Raw genomic sequence first — 17,267 nt, forward strand, 5'->3', positions numbered from 1 at the left:
GCACTCACCCGATCAGGGAGTACCCATGCAGGAAACGCGCACGTTCGCCGACTTCGGGCTGCATCCGGACATCGTCCGGGCGCTCGCCGACGGTGGCATCACCCACCCGTTCCCCATCCAGGCGATGACGCTGCCGGTGGCGCTGTCCCGGCACGACATCATCGGCCAGGCCAAGACCGGCACCGGCAAGACCCTCGGCTTCGGCCTGCCGCTGCTGCACAACGTGGTCGCTCCGCAGGACGACGCGTTCACCGACCTGGAGAAGCCCGGCGCCCCTCAGGCCCTGGTGGTCGCCCCCACCCGTGAGCTCGCCGTCCAGGTCGCCGGCGACCTGTCCAAGGCGGCCGCCCACCGCTCGACCCGCATCCTCACCGTCTACGGCGGCCGCGCCTACGAGCCGCAGATCGAGGCGCTGAACCGCGGCGTCGAGATCGTCGTGGGTACCCCGGGTCGCCTGCTGGACCTCGCCGCCAAGGGTCACCTCACCCTCGGGCACGCCCGCACCGTCGTCCTCGACGAGGCGGACGAGATGCTCGACCTCGGCTTCCTGCCGGACGTGGAGAAGCTGCTGGCCCTGACGCCCGCCGGCCGCCAGACCATGCTGTTCTCGGCGACCATGCCCGGCGCCGTGGTCTCGCTGGCCCGTAGCTACATGACCCAGCCCACGCACATCCGTGCGGTCAGCGACGACGACGACGGCAGGCAGACCGTCGCGGCGGTCGAGCAGTTCGCCTACCGGGCCCACGCCATGGACAAGGTCGAGATGCTGGCCCGCATGCTGCAGGCCGACGGACGAGGACTCACCATCGTCTTCGCCCGGACGAAGCGGACGGCCGCCAAGGTCGCCGACGAGCTGGGCGACCGCGGTTTCGCCGCGGCCGCCATCCACGGCGACCTGGGCCAGGGGGCCAGGGAGCAGGCGTTGCGGGCCTTCCGCAGCGGCAAGGTCGACATCCTCGTGGCCACGGACGTCGCGGCCCGCGGTATCGACGTCGAGGCCGTGACCCACGTCATCAACTACCAGTGCCCGGAGGACGAGAAGACCTACCTGCACCGCATCGGCCGCACCGGCCGGGCGGGCGCGACCGGTGTCGCCGTGACCTTCGTGGACTGGGACGACATGCCGCGGTGGGGCCTCATCAACAAGGCGCTGGACCTGGGCTACCCCGAGCCGGAGGAGACCTACTCCTCCAGCCCGCACCTCTTCGAGCAACTCGGCATCCCCGAGGGCACCCGTGGCACGCTCCCCAAGTCCGCCCGCACCCGGGCCGGCCTGGGCGCCGAGGCGGTGGAGGACATCGAGGGCACCTCGGGCCGGGAGCGGGGCGACCGGCGCGGACGCGGCCGGGGCGGCCGCTCGGGGCGCGGTGGCCAGGACGGCGGTCGGGCCGGGGCCCGCGAGGGGCACGGCCCGAGGGGCGGATCAGCAGGAGAGGGCACCGGGGGCTCGGCGCGCCGATCCAGCTCGACCGAGTCCGCGGGCTCCGGAGGCCGGCGCCGCCGTCGTCGTCGCTCGAGCGCAGGTCACGGCGAGGCGCCCAGCAGCTGACCCCCCGTCCGCTCCAGCAGGGCGGAGAGGACCCGGGGCAGCGTGGTGTGCTCGCCCAGACGGTTGGGCTTGCCCGAGCCGTGGTAGTCGCTGGACCCGGTGGGCAGCAACCCGTGACGGGTGGCGAGCCGACGGGCCAGCTCCCGTCCGGTCCCGTCGTGGTCGCGGTGGTCCACCTCGATCCCTGCGAGGCCGGCCTCGACGAGGTCGCCCAGGAGCTCGCGCGGCATGGCCCGGCCCCGGCCGGCGGCGAAGGGGTGGGCGAGCACGGCGGCCCCTCCGGCGGACCGCACCAGCCCGACGGCCGACCGTGGGTCCGGCGCGTAGTGGGCCACGTGGAAGGGGCTGCTGGAGTGCAGCACGTCGGCGAAGGCGGCGTCGCGGTCCGCATACCTGCCGTGCCGCACGAGGACGTCGGCGATGTGCGGACGCCCCAACGAGGCGCCGGCCGAGCTCTGGTCCAGCACCTCCTCCCAGGACACCGGGAAGCCGGCCTCCGCCAACCGGTCGACCATCCTGCGCAGGCGCTCGTCCCTGCTGCGCCGGATGCGCTCCAGCTCCTCGAGCAGGGCCGGGTCGGTCGGGTCCACGAAGTAGCCGAGCAGGTGGACCGACGCGCCCCCCGCGCTGCAGGAGATCTCCAGCCCGGGCACCACCGCGACGCCTCGCTCCCGGCCGGCCCGGTCAGCCTCCTCCCAGCCCGACACCGCATCGTGGTCGGTCAGCGCCACCACGTCCAGGCCGGACTCCTGGGCCCGGCCCACGACCTGGGCGGGTGCCTCGGTGCCGTCGCTGTGCGTGGAGTGCACGTGCAGGTCGATCCGGGCGCTCGGCGCGAGACGGGGCATGAGCCCACCGTAGGCGCCGGCCCTGGACGGGCATACTGGAACCCCGATCCCCCATCTGCGCGCGCCACCGGCGCGGCCGACACGAGACACCGAGGAGAAGCATGACCACGACCCGAGCCTCGCTCCGGACCGCCGGAGCCGCGACCGTGCTCGCCGTACTGGCCCTGGCCGGCTGCGCGGAGGAGGAGCCGGTCGCGGAGCCCACGGCGACCAGCACCGCGACCGACGACGCCGCGACCAGCAGCGCCCCGGAGGACGCGCAGGAGGAGACGGCCTCCGACGACGTCGCGGCGGACACGGCCACGCAGACCGAGCAGGCGGAGGCGACGAGCGAGCCGGAGGAGCTCGAGCTCAGCGCGAGCGACGGGTCCTTCACGGTCACCGTCCCGGCCGGTTGGGAGGACGCGACCTCGACGGCGCAGGAGCAGACCGAGACGGCCGTGCTGGCGGCACGGGACGGCGAGCGGGTCGACTCCTTCTACAGCAACATCGTCATCACCCAGGAGGAGTACGTCGGCAACCTCACCTCGGCGGTGGAGAGCTCGGCGGAGCAGCTGGCCGGCGAGGACGGGGAGTACGAGCTGCTGGAGCCGGCCGAGGTGGACGGGAACCGGGCCCCGGGCTACACCCTGGTGCGCGAGGTCCAGGACGCGACCGTGCACCAGACGCAGCGCTGGGTCTCCCACGAGGGCACGCTCTACGTCGTGACGCTGTCCGCGGTGGAGAGCCAGGCCGAGGACGCCGAGCCGGTCCTCGAGGACCTGCTCGCCGGCTGGAGCTGGAACGACTGAGCGCCGCACCGACCGCGCACGTCCAGCCCCGGCGGGCCTGCGCGGTCCGGCTGCCGCTCAGGCCTCGGCCACGTAGGTGCCCCGGGACCGACGCCGTGCCCGGAGCGCGGCCCGGTCCAGCCCGAGCTTGCGACGGGCGAGGTAGCCGCCGATGGCCAGCCCGCCCGCCAGGCCCAGCCCGGTCGCCATCGCCTCCACGAAGAAGATGACGGCGTTCGACACCGTCGACGCGTCGTTCTGCATGATGACGTAGAGCGCGCGGTAGACCGCCAGGCCCGGCAGGAGCGAGACGATCCCCGCCGTGGCCACGGCGGCCTCCGGCACGTGCATCACGCGGAACGCGACGTAGGCGAAGGCGCCCACCAGCGAGGCGGCGACGGCGACCCCGGCCGGGGCGGCGAACCCGACGAAGAGCGCGGCCTCGAGCACGAGCCACGCCGGAGCGGCGATCCCGATGCTCACCAGGATGGTGCGGGTGCCCGAGTAGGTGCTGAGGCAGAAGCCGAGCGCGATGAGCATCGCGCCGATCGTCGAGATGAACGGGGTGCCACCCAGCGCGATGATCGGCGACACCTGCATGTTCACCCCGAACCACCGCGAGATGCCGAGCACCGAGGCCACCCCGACCGCGATGCCCAGGGTCATCATGAGGACCTCCAGGCCCCGCGCCCCGGCCGTCACGTAGTAGCCGTCGATGGCGTCCTGCGCGGCGCCCAGGACCCCCAGCCCGGCCAGGAGGACGACGATGCCGGACACGACGACCACCGAGGGGGCCTCCCGACCGACGGCGTACATGACCAGCGCGATACCCGTGGGGATCGCGGCACTGAGGACCTGGGTGAAGAAGGCCGCGACCCCCCAGGTGTAGAGACGGCGCTGAACCCGGTCCACGATGGCCGCGGACAGCGCCGCCACCGCCCACATCAGGGGCCCCGCCCCGAAGAGCATGACGACGCCGACCGACATGATGGCGGCTCCGACGGTGACGACCCAGCGGCGGTAGGGATGGGGAGACGCGAGCAGGGTGGACAGGTGGGCCCGAGCCGCGTCGACGTCCAGCGATGGTCCCTCGCTGCTGCCCTCGGCCGAGCGGACGATGTCCTCGATGTGCCGCTGCACGGCCTCCAGCCGGGTGTAGTCCGGCGCGCGGTCGTTGATGACGCGCATCACGGTGAGGGAGTCCTCGTCGACCCCCCGGTGCACCGAGACCGAGATCGAGGTGTAGGTGATGTCGACGTGCATCGACCGGATCCCGTAGGCGTGCCCGAGGCGCAGCACGATGGCGACCGTGTCCGCCGCCGACGCCCCCGTCGACAGCAGCGCCTCGCCGACGCGCAGGGCCAGGTCGCACACCGCCCGGGCGTGCCGCTGGCTCGCCTCGTCGCCTCCGGTCCGCACCCCCAACGCCTTGGTCGGGGGCGAGCTGGACCGCACGACGTGCACGGCGGCGTGCTTGAGGTGGCGGCCGAGGCGCGCCGCGGGGATCAGCTGCGGGCGGGCGATCCGCTGGGGTCCGGTCACCTCGCCGGGCATGGTCGTGAAGGGGGTCTGCTCGCTCATCAGGATCCAGCGTAGGGCCCACCGCTGACCGTCCGCTCGGTGCTCCCTGGGCACCGCCTACGATGAGCCGGGTGAGTGAGAAGCAGCACAAGGCAGAGCACCGCAACCGGCCCACGGGCGAGGCCTTCATGGCCTTCATGCGGGAGGGCTGGGCACCCCGGTCGGACGAGCTCCCCGAGCTCACCGACGCCGCCCGGTATGCCGCGGCGCGGCGCGAGGCGTTGTCCGCGACCTTCCCGGGCGAGCGACTCGTCGTGCCCGCCGGTGGGCTCAAGATCCGCAGCAACGACACCGACTACGTCTTCCGCCCGCACAGCGCCTTCGCCCACCTCACCGGTCTGGGGGCCGACCGGGAGCCGGACGCCGTGCTCGTCCTGGACCCGCTGCCCTCCGGGGAGGGACACGGGGCGACCCTCTACTTCCTGCCGCTGGCGGACCGCGACAGCGAGGAGTTCTTCGCCGACTCCCGGTCCGGGGAGTTCTGGGTCGGGTCCCGACCCACGCTGACCAGCGCCTCGGCCGAGCTGGGCCTCTCGACGCGCCACCTGTCCGAGCTCCCGGACGCCATGGCCAAGGACCTCGGCCCCTCCGGACTGGCGGTGCGGGTCGTGCGCGACGCCGACCGCGAGGTCGCGACCACGGTCGACCGGGTCCGCGAGCAGTCCGGGCTGTCCTCCGGCGAGCAGGCGCAGGAGGCCGACCTGGAGCTCGCGCGGACGCTCTCGACGATGCGCCTGGTCAAGGACGCCTGGGAGGTGGCGCAGATGCAGGAGGCGGTCGAGGCCACCGCGACCGCCTTCGACGCCGTCGTGGAGCACCTCCCGGAGGCGGTCCGCCGCGGGCGCGGGGAACGCTGGGTCGAGGGCGTCTTCGGGCTGCACGCGCGCCACGCCGGCAACGGCGTCGGCTACGACTCCATCTGCGCCGCCGGCGACCACGCGACCACCCTGCACTGGATCCGCAACACGGGCGAGGTGAGGGACGGGGATCTCCTGCTGCTCGACGCCGGCGTCGAGACCGACGCGCTCTACACCGCCGACGTCACCCGCACCGTGCCGGTGTCCGGTCGCTTCACCGAGCCGCAGCGACGCGTCTACGAGGCCGTCCTCGAGGCCCAGGAGGCCGGGCTGGCCGCGGTACGGCCCGGCAACAAGTTCAAGGACGTCCACGCGGCCGCCATCGAGGTCATCGCCCGGCACCTGCTGGAGTGGGGGCTGCTGCCCGAGGACGTCACGCTGGAGCAGACCCTCGACGCCGACGAGGGGCAGTTCCACCGCCGCTGGATGGTGCACGGCACCAGCCACCACCTCGGGCTCGACGTGCACGACTGCGCCCAGGCCCTGCGCGAGGACTACGTCGAGGGCGAGCTGCGCGAGGGCATGGTCCTCACCGTGGAGCCGGGGCTGTACTTCAAGTCCGACGACCTGCTCGTCCCGGAGGAGCTGCGCGGGATCGGGGTACGCATCGAGGACGACGTCGTCGTGACCGCCGACGGCGCGCGCAACCTGTCGGCCATGCTGCCGCGGACGGTTCCCGAGGTGGAGGCCTGGGTGCGCGAGGGCGGGCGCCGGCGCTGACCGGACGCCGGTCGCTCAGGACAGCCGGCCGTCCAGCAGCTCCCGGGCCCGCTCGACGAGCTTGTGCTCGGTGAGCACCTCGTAGCGGGTGGCCACCACCTGGGTCACCGAGGTGAAGTCACGACGGCCCCGGGTGAAGGCGTAGCCGATGAGGCCCCAGACCAGGCCGAAGACGGCGCCGAAGCAGGCCGTCCAGATCACCGTCATGAGCGCGTCCCGGGGTCCGGCGAAGAGGGCGAAGATGAGGCCCACGAACAGCCCCAGCCAGACGCCGGACAACGCTCCGCCGAGCGCCACGCGCCCCGTGGTGAGCCGGCCGGTGACCCGCTCCACCTGCTTGAGCTCGGTGCCGACGATGAGGACCTGGTCCACCGGGAACTCGTGGTCGGAGAGGTAGTCGACGGCCTCCTGGGCCTGGTCGTAACGCTCGAAGACCCCGAGGCTCTTGGGGTAGTCGAGGTCCAGGGTCGGCCGGGGCAGGGCGGCGCGGGGACCGGTCGGAGTAGTCACCCCCTCATTGTGCCCACCACCCCCGCGGCCGCGCCATTCCGGCGCACCGCGGTCCCCCGGGAGGTCGGCGACCTCGTATTGTCCTGGGGGTGAGCACCCACCGTGTCTTCGTCGCCCGCCTCAACGGCCTGAGCGTCTTCGACCCGCTGGGTGACGAGGTGGGCCGGGTGCGCGACGTCGTCGTGACGCTCACCGCCCGCTCGGCCGCTCACGGGCCGCGGGTCATCGGTCTGGTGGTCGAGGTCCCGGGACGGCGGCGCGTCTTCGTGCCGATCACCCGGGTGACGTCGGTCGACGCCGGACAGGTCATCACCACGGGGCTGCTCAACATGCGCCGCTTCGAGCAGCGGGCGGGTGAGACCCTCGTCGTGGGTGAGCTCTTCGACCGGCAGGTCACCGTGACCGAGGGGTCGGAACGCCGTCCTGCCGTGGTCGAGGACATGGCCATGGACCAGCAGCGCAGCGGGGACTGGCGGATCACCAAGATCTTCGTCCGCAAGGGTCGGGACGAGGCCCCACGGCGGGGGCTGCTCCGCCGGCGGCGCGGCGAGACGCTGCTCGTCGACATCGACGCCGTCGAGGGCCTGCAGGAGCAGGGTCCCCCGCAGGCTGCCACCGCCCTCCTGGAGGCCTACGAGGACCTCAAGCCGCAGGACCTCGCCGAGGCCATCCACGACCTGTCGACCAAGCGTCGCGCCGAGGTGGCCGACGCCCTCGACGACGAGACGCTGGCGGACGTGCTGGAGGAGCTGCCCGACGACGACCGCCTCGAGATCCTGACCCACCTGCCGACCGACCGGGCGGCCGACATCCTGGAGGTCATGCAGCCGGACGACGCCACGGACCTGCTGTCCGACCTCCCGGAGGCCGTGCAGGAGGAGCTCCTAGCCCTCATGCGGCCGGACGAGGCCGCCGACCTGCGGCGGCTGCTGACCTACGACGAGAACACCGCCGGTGGTCTCATGACGACCGACCCGGTGATCCTGGGGCCGGAGGCCAGCATCGCCGAGGCCCTGGCCCTGGTCCGCCGGGAGGAGATGCACCCCGCGACCGCGTCGCTGGTCTACGTCACGCGCCCCCCGCACGAGACCCCGACCGGCCGGCTGCTCGGCAGCATCCACATCCAGCGGCTGCTGCGCGAGGCCCCGCACCAGCCCGTGGGCTCGATCCTCGACACCGACATCGACCCCGTCTCCCCCGGCGCCAGCCTGGGCGTCGTCACGCGGGCGCTGGCGACCTACAACCTCGTCGCCCTCCCCGTGGCCGACCGGGAGGGCCGCCTCCTGGGGGCCGTGACCGTCGACGACGTCCTGGACCACATCCTCCCCGACGACTGGCGAGAGACCGACCTGACGGAGGCGGACGATGTCTGAGCCGACCCGCCACACGGCACGGGCCCGCGGGGGCACCCGCCGGGCGGACCCCACCTCCACGGGCCCGCGTCTGGACCAGCCCCTGGACAAGCAGTCGCGCTGGATGCCGCAGGCGCGCATGGACCCCGAGAGCTTCGGGGCGTTCGCGGAGCGCTTCGCGAGGTTCATGGGCACCGCGCGCTTCCTCGTCTGGATGACGCTGTTTGTCCTCGTCTGGATCGCCTGGAACACCGTGCTGCCCGCGGAGGCGCGCTTCGACCCGTACGCCTTCATCTTCCTCACCCTCATGCTCAGCCTCCAGGCGTCCTACGCGGCGCCGCTCATCCTGCTCGCGCAGAACCGGCAGGACGACCGCGACAAGGTGCAGATGGAGCAGGACCGCACCCGGGACGAGCGCACGCAGGCCGACACCGAGTTCCTCACCCGGGAGGTGGCGGCCCTGCGCCTGGCCATGCGCGACATCGCGACCCGTGACTTCGTGCGCTCCGAGCTGCGGGACATGCTGGAGGAGCTGCGCGCCCGGGACGCCGGCGAGGACCCCGCCCCGGAGCGCCCGCAGCACGGCGAGGGGGGTGCGGGAGACCGCCACGACCGCTGAGGGCGCCGTCGCCGGTGCCCCGGACGGCGCCTACCATGGAGGTATGCCCCTTCCCAGCGACGACGCCCTGCACGCTGCCCTGGCCCGCGTCAACGACCCGGAGATCAAGAAGCCGATCACCGAGCTCGGGATGCTCGAGGCGGTGGACGTCGCCGACGACGGCCACGTCCAGGTCACGGTGCTGCTGACCGTCCCCGGCTGCCCGCTCAAGGAGACCATCACCCGCGACGTCACCGCTGCGGTGAGCGAGGTCGAGCACGTCACCGGCGTCGACGTCCGGCTGGGCGTGATGACCGAGGAGCAGCGCGGTGCGCTGCGTGACCAGCTGCGCGGCGGGCAGGCCGAGCGCGAGATCCCCTTCGCCCGGCCCGACTCCCTCACGACCGTGTATGCCGTGGCCTCCGGCAAGGGCGGCGTGGGCAAGTCGTCGGTCACCGTCAACCTGGCCGTCGCCCTGGCCGAGGAGGGCCTGCGGGTGGGGGTGGTCGACGCCGACATCTACGGCTTCTCCGTGCCCCGGATGATGGGCATCACCCAGGCACCCACCCAGGTGGACGACATGATCCTGCCGCCGGTCGCCGAGCCGAGCGGGGTCAAGGTCATCTCCATCGGCATGTTCGTCCCCGGCAACCAGCCGGTCGTCTGGCGCGGCCCGATGCTCCACCGCGCCATGCAGCAGTTCCTGGCCGACGTCTACTGGGGCGACCTGGACGTCCTGCTGCTGGACCTGCCGCCCGGCACCGGCGACATCGCCATCACCGTGGCCCAGCTGCTGCCGAGCAGCGAGCTGCTGGTGGTCACCACGCCGCAGCAGGCCGCCGCCGAGGTGGCCGAGCGGGCCGGCGCCATCGCGCTGCAGACCCACCAGCGCCTCGCCGGGGTCATCGAGAACATGTCCTGGCTGGAGCTGCCCGATGGCTCCCGCTCCGAGCTCTTCGGCAGCGGTGGCGGCCAGGCGGTCGCCGACTCGCTCTCCCGGTCCATCGGCGCGCAGGTGCCGCTCCTGGGGCAGGTGCCGCTCGACGTGGCCCTGCGCGAGGGGGGCGACCACGGCACCCCCGTCGTCGCCGCCCAGAACGGCGCCGCCGACACCCCCGCCGCGACCGCGCTGCGGGGGGTCGCGCGCCAGCTGGCCCGGCGCGGCCGCGGTCTGGCCGGGCGCAAGCTGGGCATCACGCCCACCGCTCGCGCCTCGTCCTAGGGACGAGGTCGCGGCACGACCACGTCGGGCAGGGGCCTAGGTCGCGTCGCTGTCGAACGGCGTGGGCCGCGAGGGGTCGTGCCCCGCGCCGAGCCCCGGGGGCATCCGGGCCGAGACCGGCTTCTCCTCCTTCTCCCCGGCCACGGCTCCCGTCCGGCCCGAGGCCGACGTCGCGCCCCGGGGCTCGGTGAGGGCCTCGCGCACGATACGGCGGGGGTCGTACTGGCGGGGGTCCAGCTGCTGCCAGTCGATGTCGTCGAAGCCGGGGCCCAGCTCGTCGCGCAGCTGTCCCTTGGCCCCCTCCGCGAGGTCGCGCAGGTACCGGACACCCTGGCCGAGCTTGGCGGCGTAGCCCGGCAGCCGGGTCGGGCCGAGGATGATGAGCGCGGCCAGCACCAGCAGCAGGATCTCACCGCCCGCGAGGTTGCCGATCACGCCGCTCCTCCGCTCCAGGGGCCACCTCGTGCAGGTGGACGGGACACCGGTGTCACCCTACCTAGTCACCCGAGCCGACGAGGGTGACGCTCACCGTGCGGTCCTCGCCGGCGGCGGTCCGCAGCTCCAGCTCGACGGTGTCGCCCACGGCGTACGAGCGCAGGACCACGATGAGGTGCTGGGAGTCCCGGATCGACGTCCCGTCGACGGAGAGGATGACGTCGCCCGGTCGCACCCCGGCACGGTCGGCCGGACCACCGGCGACCACCGGGTCGTCCTCGCCCGCCACCTGCCTGCGGACCCGGGCGCCGTCCCCGGTGTAGGTGAGGTCGACGAGGACGCCCATGACCGGGTACTCGCTCGTCCCGGTCTCGATGAGCTGGGTCGCCGTCCGGTCCGCCTGCTCGGCGGGGACGGCGAAGCCCAGACCGATGCTGCCCGACCTGCCGCCGAACCCGGCGGCCTGGGGCACCTGGGCGATGGCCGAGTTCACCCCGACGACGCGTCCGGACAGGTCGAGGAGGGGTCCACCGGAGTTGCCGGGGTTGATGGCGGCGTCGGTCTGGATGGCGCTGATGTAGCTCGTGCTCTCCTGCGTCTCGCCCGCGACGACCGGGCGGTCCTTCGCCGACACGATGCCGCTGGTGACGGTGCTGTCCAGCCCCAGGGGGGCACCCACGGCGACGACCGTCTGCCCCACCAGCACGTCGTCGGAGTCGGCGAACGCCAGCGGGGTGAGGTCCTCGCGCTCCACCCGCAGCACGGCGATGTCGTAGGCGGGGTCGGACCCGACCACCTCGGCCTCGAGCGGGTCCTCCCCGGGCAGCTCGACGACGATCGGGTCACCCTGACCCGCGCCCTCGATGACGTGGTGGTTGGTGACGAGGTAGCCGTCGCGGCGCACGACGAAGCCGGACCCCAGGCCCAGCGACCCGTCCTCGCCGATGGAGATGAGCGCCACGCTGGGCAGCACCGCGCGGGACAGCCCGCTGATGGTGCCGTCGGCCTGGGCGGGCGGGACGGCGGGGCTGCTCGCCCACGCGTCGTCCCGGGCGGCCTCGTCGGCCCGGTCGACCGGCTGCTCCGGCGACGACGTCGAGGACGGGTCCGCCGGCTCGATGCGGTCCGCGAGCACCGCTCCCCCCAGACCGCCCAGCGCCCCACTGACCAGGGCCACGAGGACCACGGGCACGAGGGAGCGTCGTGCGGGGCGACGCCCGGCGGCACGACCGGGCGCCGGGCCAGCGGGTGGCGGGGCGGGGCCGTCGGTGGGCCGCTCGGTCGTGGGGTCGGTCATACCCACGGATTCTGCCAGCGCCGACGTCAGCCGAGCGCGGCGGCCGGTCGCCCCAGCCCGGCACCCGCGGGACGCAGCCCGCGGCTGGGACGGCGGTGGGCGAGCGACTGACGCAGCAGTGCCCGGCCCCGGTGGATGCGCGAGCGCACCGTCCCCATCTTGATGCCCAGGGTCTGGGCGACCTCCTCGTAGGAGAGGCCCTCGATGTCGGACAGGACCACCGCGGCACGGAACTGCGGCGGCAGGGCGTTGAGCGCCTGCTGGATGTCCCCGTCGAGGTGGGTCATGGCGTAGACCTGCTCGGGGTCGGTGCCCGAGGCGCGCAGGGGCAGCCGGGCGGACAGTTCCTCGGTCAGCGCGTCGAAGCGGATCCGCTGCCGACGGCGCATCTTGTCCAGGAACAGGTTGGTCGTGATGCGGTGCAGCCAGCCCTCGAAGGTCCCGGGGCGGTAGGAGTCCAGGGAGCGGAAGACCCGGACGAACACGTCCTGGGTGAGGTCCTCGGCCTCGTGCGGGTCGCCGGTCAGCCGGTAGGCCAGGCGGTAGACCCGGGGAGAGTGCTCGCGCACGATCTCCTCCCAGCTCGGGGGGACCCAGTCCGGCGTCGACATGGGAGAACGGTGTCAGGTCCGGCTGGGAGGAGGCTGGACGGTCCCGGCGGGATAGGCTACGCCCCATGGCAGCACCCAAGGCATCCTCGGTCGCCTACGCCGAGGACTTCATCGCCCCCCACCCCGTCATCGAGTCGGCCCAGCGGCGCGGCGAGGAGCTCGGAGCGACCCCCCTCGGCAACGGTGCGGGCGCGACGCTGCGGCTGCTGGCCGCGGCGGTCCGGGCCGCCCACGTCGTCGAGGTGGGCACCGGCGCCGGGAGCTCGGGTCTGTGGCTGCTGCAGGGTATGCCGCGCGACGGGATCCTCACGACCATCGACAGCGACCCGGAGCACCAGCGGGCGGCCCGGGAGGCCTACGCCGCCGCGGGCATCCCGCCGCAGCGCACCCGGGTCATCAGCGGGGACGCGGCGGCCGTGCTCGGCCGGCTGACCGACGGTGCCTACGACCTGGTCCTCGTGGACGCGGACAAGGACGGCTACCCGGTCTACGCCGAGGCCGCCCTGCGTCTGCTGCGTCCGGGCGGGCTGCTCGTCCTCGACAACATGCTCTGGCACGACAAGGTCGCCGACCCGGCCGCCCGCGACGAGACCACCAGCATCCTGCGCGACCTGGGGAAGACCTTGCGCGAGGAGGACGGTCTCGTCCCCGCCCTGCTCCCGGTGGGCGACGGCCTCCTCGTCGCGGTCAAGCGCTGAGCAACGGCAGAGCCCCCGGACGATCACGGCGTCCGGGGGCTCTGCGGCGGTGCGGGGGGCGCGTCAGCCCACGCAGTCCTTGATGGCGTCGCCGAGAGCGCTCGCCTCCTCGGCGTTCATCTCGACGACGAGCCGGCCACCGCCCTCCAGAGGCATACGCAGGACGATGCCGCGGCCCTCCTTGGTCACTTCCAGCGGACCATCCCCGGTGCGAGGCTTCATTGCTGCCATGGTTGCCCTTCCTCGTGGCGCGGCCTGCCGCCGCTCCTCCGCCGCGGTGTCGACGGAGACATACCACCGAATTATCCCCCCTGGCTGACGCCGTGCCTAATCGGGGTGACCCGGCGTGCGGCACACTGTCCCCGTGCACGCCCGCTCCGCCGTCGTCGATCTCTTCGGCGACCACCTCCGACGACGTGGCTGGTGGGCCCCTGTTTCGGCGGTCCTCGCGCTCACCTCCGCGGTCGAGGTGGCCGGCCCGGCCACCCGGACCGCGATCTCCCGGCTGGTGGCCCAGGGGTGGCTCGAGGCACGGGCCGAGGAGGGGGTGCGGGGGTATGCCGCGACCCCCCGCGCCCGGGTCCGCTGGGAGCGCGCGCACGACCGGGTCTACGCCCCCGGTCCCCCCGTCTGGGACGGGTGCTGGCACCTGGTCCACGTCGACTCCGGCGGCGACCGCCGACGTCGCGAGCAGGTGACCCGGACCATGACCTACCTCGGCTACGGCCGGCTGGGCTCCGGCGGCTGGGTCAGCCCCCGACCCAGCCCCGAGCTCGAGCCCTCGCTGGAGCCGCTCGGGGTCGGCTGGGTGGCGGTGCACGGCCGGCTGGAGCCGGGCCAGGACCCCGCCCGGCTCGCGGGCCGGGTGTGGGACCTCGACGCCCTAGCCCGGGAGCACCACGGGTTCGCGCAGACGCTCACCTCCGCCCCGGCGGTCGCCGGGTTGGGTCCCGAGCTGGCGTACCGCGAGCGCACCGCCCTGGTGCACGCCTGGCGACGCTTCCTCTTCCGGGACCCCGACCTCCCTCCCGAGGTGCTGCCGGTCGGCTGGCCGGGCCACCGCTCGCGTCAGCTCTTCCTCGACCGGGCGGCCGCGCTGGCCCCCGCCGCCGACGACTACGTCGATGGCGTGCTCGCCTCGACCGTTCGGTAGGTTGGGACGATGAGCAGCGCCGCCTCTCCCGTCCAGGTGGACCACGACGCCGGCAGCGGCGTCGCCGTCCTCCGGTTCCACCGACCGGAGGCCATGAACTCCCTCGACGTCGCGACCAAGGAGTCCCTGCTCCAGGCCCTGCGGACCGTCGCCGGTGACCCCGAGGTCCGCTGCGTGGTGCTCACCGGGACCGGTCGGGCGTTCTGCGTCGGCCAGGACCTCAAGGAGCACGTGCAGCTGCTCGGTGAGGACGCCGAGGCGTTGTGGCGGACCGTCGCCGAGCACTACAACCCCGTGGTCGAGCTGCTCGCCACCATGGACAAGCCCGTCGTCGCCGCGGTGAACGGCGTGGCGGCCGGGGCCGGTGCGGCCTTCGCCTTCGCCTGCGACCTGCGCTACGTCGCGGCCTCCGCCGGCTTCAACCTGGCGTTCACCGGCATCGCGCTGTCCTGCGACTCGGGGACCTCCTGGTCCCTCCCCCGACTGGTCGGCACCGCCCGGGCCAAGGAGTTGCTGCTCTTCCCGCGCACCGTCCCGGCGGAGGAGGCGCTCGACCTCGGGCTGGCCACGGAGGTCGTCCCCGACGAGGAGCTGCTGCCCCGTGCCCTGGACGTGGCGCGGCGGCTGGCCGCCGGGCCGACCCTGGCCTACGGCGCCGTGCGGCGGGCCGTCGCGTTCTCGGCCGGTCACGGCCTGGCCGACTCGCTGGCCGCCGAGGAGACCCTCATGGCCCGGACCGGAGCCAGCGCCGACCACCGCACGGCCGTGGACGCCTTCCTGGCCAAGGAGAAGCCGGTCTTCACCGGCCGCTGAGGCCCCCGGTCACGGCGGGTAGTCGCTGGGGGGCTCGAAACGGAAGAGGTACCACCCCCACCAGACCTGCCACGCGACCATGAGGGCCGCCAGGGCGCCGGTGCGGACCCAGAGCAGCCACCGTGGCTGCTCGTGGGTCCCCGGGGCCCAGCCCGCCCCGGCCAGCACGACGAAGAGCGGGAAGAGCAGCATGAGGTAGCGGTACAGGCTGGTCCAGGGGTCCAGCGCCGCGAACAGGTAGAGCGCGTACCCGAGGCACCAGGTGCGCAGGGCCAGGCCGAGCCCGGCCGCCCACGGGCCGAGCACGGCCAGGACGAGCACCCCGATGCCGCCCGCCAGCACGAGCAGCCCGGCGAGGTCACCCCACAGCCACTGCGCCCGTTCGATGCTGGGCAGGAACGGCAGCACCTGCTCGCCGCCGCGCCACGCCGACATCGTGGAGGTGTAGGCGTCGGCGCGGCCGGTCCGCAGCCAGGCGATGGCCGGCCACAGCAGTCCGGCGAGCCCGCACCCCACGAGGGCGGCCGCCATCGCGAGGTACTCCCGGGGACGCAGCGGGCGCTCGCGCCTGCGGCGCCACCGAGCGACCACGACCACCAGCGCGACCAGCCCCAGCGGCAGCGCCACCGGACGGGCCAGGCCGGTGAGCAGGGCGACGGCTCCCGCGGCCCACCACCGCTCACGGACGAGCAACCAGAGCGCGGCCGCCAGCACGAGCAGCGCGATCGACTCGGTGTAGGCGACCTGGAAGGTGGGTGAGCTCGGGTACGCCCCGAGGAGGGCCACCCCCGCCAGCGCACCGGCCGGGCCGACCTTGTCGCGCAGCAGGCCCGCCACGACGACGGCGGCGGCATACCCCAGGACCGTGGCGACGACGGGGCCGGCGACCGCGAACGGCCACCCGGTGAGCGCCATGACACCGCGCGCCAGCAGCGGGAAGGCGGGGTAGAAGGCCCACGGGTTCTGCTGGACGACGCCGTCCGTCCCGACGGGCACGTCGTCGGGATAGCCCTCGGTGGCGATCCGCTCGTACCACTGGCCGTCCCACAGGGTGGCGAACTGGAAGTACAGCCCGACGCCGGGGTCGTCGTAGACCGAGGGGTCCTGGTGGTCGTGGGCCAGCCGGAGCAGGATCACCCCGCTGAGCGCCCGCAGCAGGGTCCAGAGGAGCAGCACCGCCCCCACGAAGCGCAGGTCGAGCAGGCGGGCCGGTCGCGGGGCCCGGGTCGCCGCGCGGGTCATGAGGTGGCGCGCATCTCCGTCGGACGGAGCCCGGAGCGGGCCGACCCGGCGCGGAAGCACCCGACGAGGTGGTCGTCGACCAACCCGCAGGCCTGCATCGCGGCGTACAGGGTGGTGGGGCCGACCTGCTCGAAGCCGGCCTTGCGCAGCCGCTTGGCGACCAGCTCGGACTCGGCCGTCTGCGTGGGGACGTCGGCGAACCGACGCGGCCTCGGCGTCGGCTCCGGCGCGTGCGTCCACAGCAGCTCCTCCAGACCGCTGTGCTCGCGCAGCCCCAGGGTCGCCCGGGCGTTGGCGATGGTGGCCTCGATCTTGCGCCGGTTGCGGACGATCGACTCGTCCGTGAGCAGCCGCCGCACGTCGGTCTCGGTGAACTCGGCGACCACCTCCGCGTCGAAGCCGGCGAAGGCGCGCCGGAAGGCGGGACGCTTGCGCAGGATGACCAACCACGACAGGCCGCTCTGGAACCCCTCCAGGCACAGACGCTCCAGCAGCGCCGACTCCCCGTGGACCGGCTTGCCCCACTCCCGGTCGTGGTAGTCGCGGTAGTCCGCGTGCTGCAGCCCGGGCCACCCGCACCGGGCGACCCCGTCCGGACCCACCGTCAGGTCCTGCGCTCGCGTGTCGCTCACCTCTCCCCCTCCGACGTCCGGTCCGGCCACTCCCCCGCCACCGCGGCCGACCCCTCGCGCAGCCGGGCGATCTCGGCGTCCCGCTCCCCCAGCTCCACGGCCAGCCGGTCCATGACCCGGTCCACCTGCTCCATGCGGTAACCCCGCAGCGCCTGGTCGAAGCGGACCGCGCCCACCGCCTCCGGCGGCACCGGACCCGCGGGCAGCCCGCGGGCCGACTGCGTGTCGACCGCCGGGCCCACCCCGGGCACCTCACGGCGGGCGACCGCCCAGGCCAGCACGGCGCCGAGGGCGACCACCAGGCAGACGACCCCGAGGATGATCACGGCACCGATCATGGCACGCCAGGGCCCCGGGGACCGACACCGCCCCGGCCGTC

19 protein-coding genes are annotated in these 17,267 nt (G+C 73.9%); 9 read left to right on the forward strand and 10 right to left on the reverse strand.

Annotation, left to right across the window (positions count from 1 at the left end):
* Positions 1–25 precede the first annotated feature (25 nt).
* Positions 26–1,549, forward strand: coding sequence for a DEAD/DEAH box helicase (locus Q0967_RS12365; protein WP_298750671.1), 1,524 nt, complete (start codon positions 26–28; stop codon positions 1,547–1,549).
* On the opposite strand, the gene Q0967_RS12370 is transcribed toward Q0967_RS12365, so the two are convergent.
* Positions 1,525–2,397, reverse strand: coding sequence for a PHP domain-containing protein (locus Q0967_RS12370; RefSeq protein WP_298750673.1), 873 nt, complete (start codon positions 2,395–2,397; stop codon positions 1,525–1,527). The two genes, Q0967_RS12365 and Q0967_RS12370, sit on opposite strands and share 25 nt — an antisense overlap.
* A gap of 101 nt (positions 2,398–2,498) precedes the next feature.
* Here Q0967_RS12370 and Q0967_RS12375 point away from each other — a divergent pair, with 101 nt between their 5' ends.
* Positions 2,499–3,188, forward strand: a complete 690-nt coding sequence (locus tag Q0967_RS12375; protein WP_298750675.1) for a DcrB-related protein — start codon at positions 2,499–2,501, stop codon at positions 3,186–3,188.
* Between the two features lie 57 nt (positions 3,189–3,245).
* Here Q0967_RS12375 and Q0967_RS12380 read toward each other — a convergent pair whose 3' ends face one another.
* Entirely contained in the window at positions 3,246–4,748 is a 1,503-nt protein-coding gene (locus Q0967_RS12380) for a threonine/serine exporter ThrE family protein (RefSeq protein WP_298750677.1), read from the reverse strand.
* A 71-nt stretch (positions 4,749–4,819) separates the two neighbouring features.
* Here Q0967_RS12380 and Q0967_RS12385 point away from each other — a divergent pair, with 71 nt between their 5' ends.
* The gene (locus Q0967_RS12385) at positions 4,820–6,325 is read left to right on the forward strand and encodes an aminopeptidase P family protein (protein ID WP_298750679.1); all 1,506 of its coding nucleotides are present in this window, start codon (positions 4,820–4,822) and stop codon (positions 6,323–6,325) included.
* A gap of 15 nt (positions 6,326–6,340) precedes the next feature.
* Here the strand turns inward: Q0967_RS12385 and Q0967_RS12390 are convergent, their stop codons facing one another.
* A complete protein-coding gene (locus tag Q0967_RS12390; protein ID WP_298750681.1) occupies positions 6,341–6,835 on the reverse strand; it encodes a general stress protein in 495 nt (164 codons plus the stop codon).
* 89 nt (positions 6,836–6,924) lie between these two features.
* Here Q0967_RS12390 and Q0967_RS12395 point away from each other — a divergent pair, with 89 nt between their 5' ends.
* The 3 genes from Q0967_RS12395 to Q0967_RS12405 are packed head-to-tail and all read left to right on the forward strand — an operon-like array spanning position 6,925 to position 10,007.
* Positions 6,925–8,208, forward strand: coding sequence for a magnesium transporter MgtE N-terminal domain-containing protein (locus Q0967_RS12395; RefSeq protein ID WP_298750683.1), 1,284 nt, complete (start codon positions 6,925–6,927; stop codon positions 8,206–8,208).
* Positions 8,201–8,806 carry a DUF1003 domain-containing protein gene (locus Q0967_RS12400; RefSeq protein ID WP_298750685.1) on the forward strand — a complete coding sequence of 202 codons (606 nt, stop codon included), beginning with the start codon at positions 8,201–8,203 and terminating at the stop codon, positions 8,804–8,806. Before Q0967_RS12395 ends, Q0967_RS12400 begins: the two co-directional genes overlap by 8 nt.
* A gap of 43 nt (positions 8,807–8,849) precedes the next feature.
* Complete coding sequence (locus tag Q0967_RS12405) at positions 8,850–10,007, forward strand: Mrp/NBP35 family ATP-binding protein (RefSeq protein WP_298750688.1); 1,158 nt, start codon at positions 8,850–8,852, stop codon at positions 10,005–10,007.
* Between the two features lie 36 nt (positions 10,008–10,043).
* Here the strand turns inward: Q0967_RS12405 and Q0967_RS12410 are convergent, their stop codons facing one another.
* From Q0967_RS12410 to sigE, 3 genes are all read right to left on the reverse strand, one after another.
* Positions 10,044–10,442: a Sec-independent protein translocase TatB gene (locus Q0967_RS12410; protein ID WP_298750690.1), complete on the reverse strand. Its 399-nt coding sequence runs from the start codon at positions 10,440–10,442 to the stop codon at positions 10,044–10,046.
* Between the two features lie 61 nt (positions 10,443–10,503).
* Positions 10,504–11,739, reverse strand: a complete 1,236-nt coding sequence (locus Q0967_RS12415) for a S1C family serine protease (protein WP_298750692.1) — start codon at positions 11,737–11,739, stop codon at positions 10,504–10,506.
* A gap of 26 nt (positions 11,740–11,765) precedes the next feature.
* Positions 11,766–12,350, reverse strand: a complete 585-nt coding sequence (gene sigE / locus Q0967_RS12420; protein WP_298750694.1) for an RNA polymerase sigma factor SigE — start codon at positions 12,348–12,350, stop codon at positions 11,766–11,768.
* Positions 12,351–12,415: 65 nt separating this feature from the next.
* Between sigE and Q0967_RS12425 the strand changes: the two genes are divergently transcribed.
* Positions 12,416–13,048 carry an O-methyltransferase gene (locus tag Q0967_RS12425; protein WP_058889874.1) on the forward strand — a complete coding sequence of 211 codons (633 nt, stop codon included), beginning with the start codon at positions 12,416–12,418 and terminating at the stop codon, positions 13,046–13,048.
* A gap of 63 nt (positions 13,049–13,111) precedes the next feature.
* Here Q0967_RS12425 and Q0967_RS12430 read toward each other — a convergent pair whose 3' ends face one another.
* Positions 13,112–13,279 (reverse strand): DUF3117 domain-containing protein, encoded by a 168-nt coding sequence (locus tag Q0967_RS12430; protein ID WP_010147956.1) that lies wholly within the window; start codon positions 13,277–13,279, stop codon positions 13,112–13,114.
* A gap of 133 nt (positions 13,280–13,412) precedes the next feature.
* On the opposite strand from Q0967_RS12430, the gene Q0967_RS12435 reads away from it, so the two are divergent.
* Both Q0967_RS12435 and Q0967_RS12440 read left to right on the forward strand, forming a co-directional pair.
* A complete protein-coding gene (locus tag Q0967_RS12435; protein ID WP_298750706.1) occupies positions 13,413–14,201 on the forward strand; it encodes a PaaX family transcriptional regulator C-terminal domain-containing protein in 789 nt (262 codons plus the stop codon).
* Positions 14,202–14,210: 9 nt separating this feature from the next.
* On the forward strand, positions 14,211–15,014 hold the full coding sequence (locus Q0967_RS12440; RefSeq protein ID WP_298750708.1) for an enoyl-CoA hydratase/isomerase family protein: 804 nt from the start codon (positions 14,211–14,213) through the stop codon (positions 15,012–15,014).
* A 9-nt stretch (positions 15,015–15,023) separates the two neighbouring features.
* On the opposite strand, the gene Q0967_RS12445 is transcribed toward Q0967_RS12440, so the two are convergent.
* From Q0967_RS12445 to Q0967_RS12455, 3 genes are read right to left on the reverse strand one after another with little or no spacing between them, the layout of a single operon-like run.
* Positions 15,024–16,256, reverse strand: coding sequence for a hypothetical protein (locus Q0967_RS12445; RefSeq protein ID WP_298750710.1), 1,233 nt, complete (start codon positions 16,254–16,256; stop codon positions 15,024–15,026).
* Positions 16,253–16,888, reverse strand: a complete 636-nt coding sequence (locus Q0967_RS12450) for a DNA-3-methyladenine glycosylase I (RefSeq protein ID WP_298750713.1) — start codon at positions 16,886–16,888, stop codon at positions 16,253–16,255. Before Q0967_RS12450 ends, Q0967_RS12445 begins: the two co-directional genes overlap by 4 nt.
* On the reverse strand, positions 16,885–17,214 hold the full coding sequence (locus tag Q0967_RS12455; protein ID WP_298750716.1) for a DivIVA domain-containing protein: 330 nt from the start codon (positions 17,212–17,214) through the stop codon (positions 16,885–16,887). The genes Q0967_RS12450 and Q0967_RS12455 overlap by 4 nt, the downstream gene beginning before the upstream one ends.
* Positions 17,215–17,267: the final 53 nt, after the last annotated feature.

The organism is uncultured Serinicoccus sp., from assembly GCF_947500995.1.
GTDB lineage: Bacteria > Actinomycetota > Actinomycetes > Actinomycetales > Dermatophilaceae > Ornithinicoccus.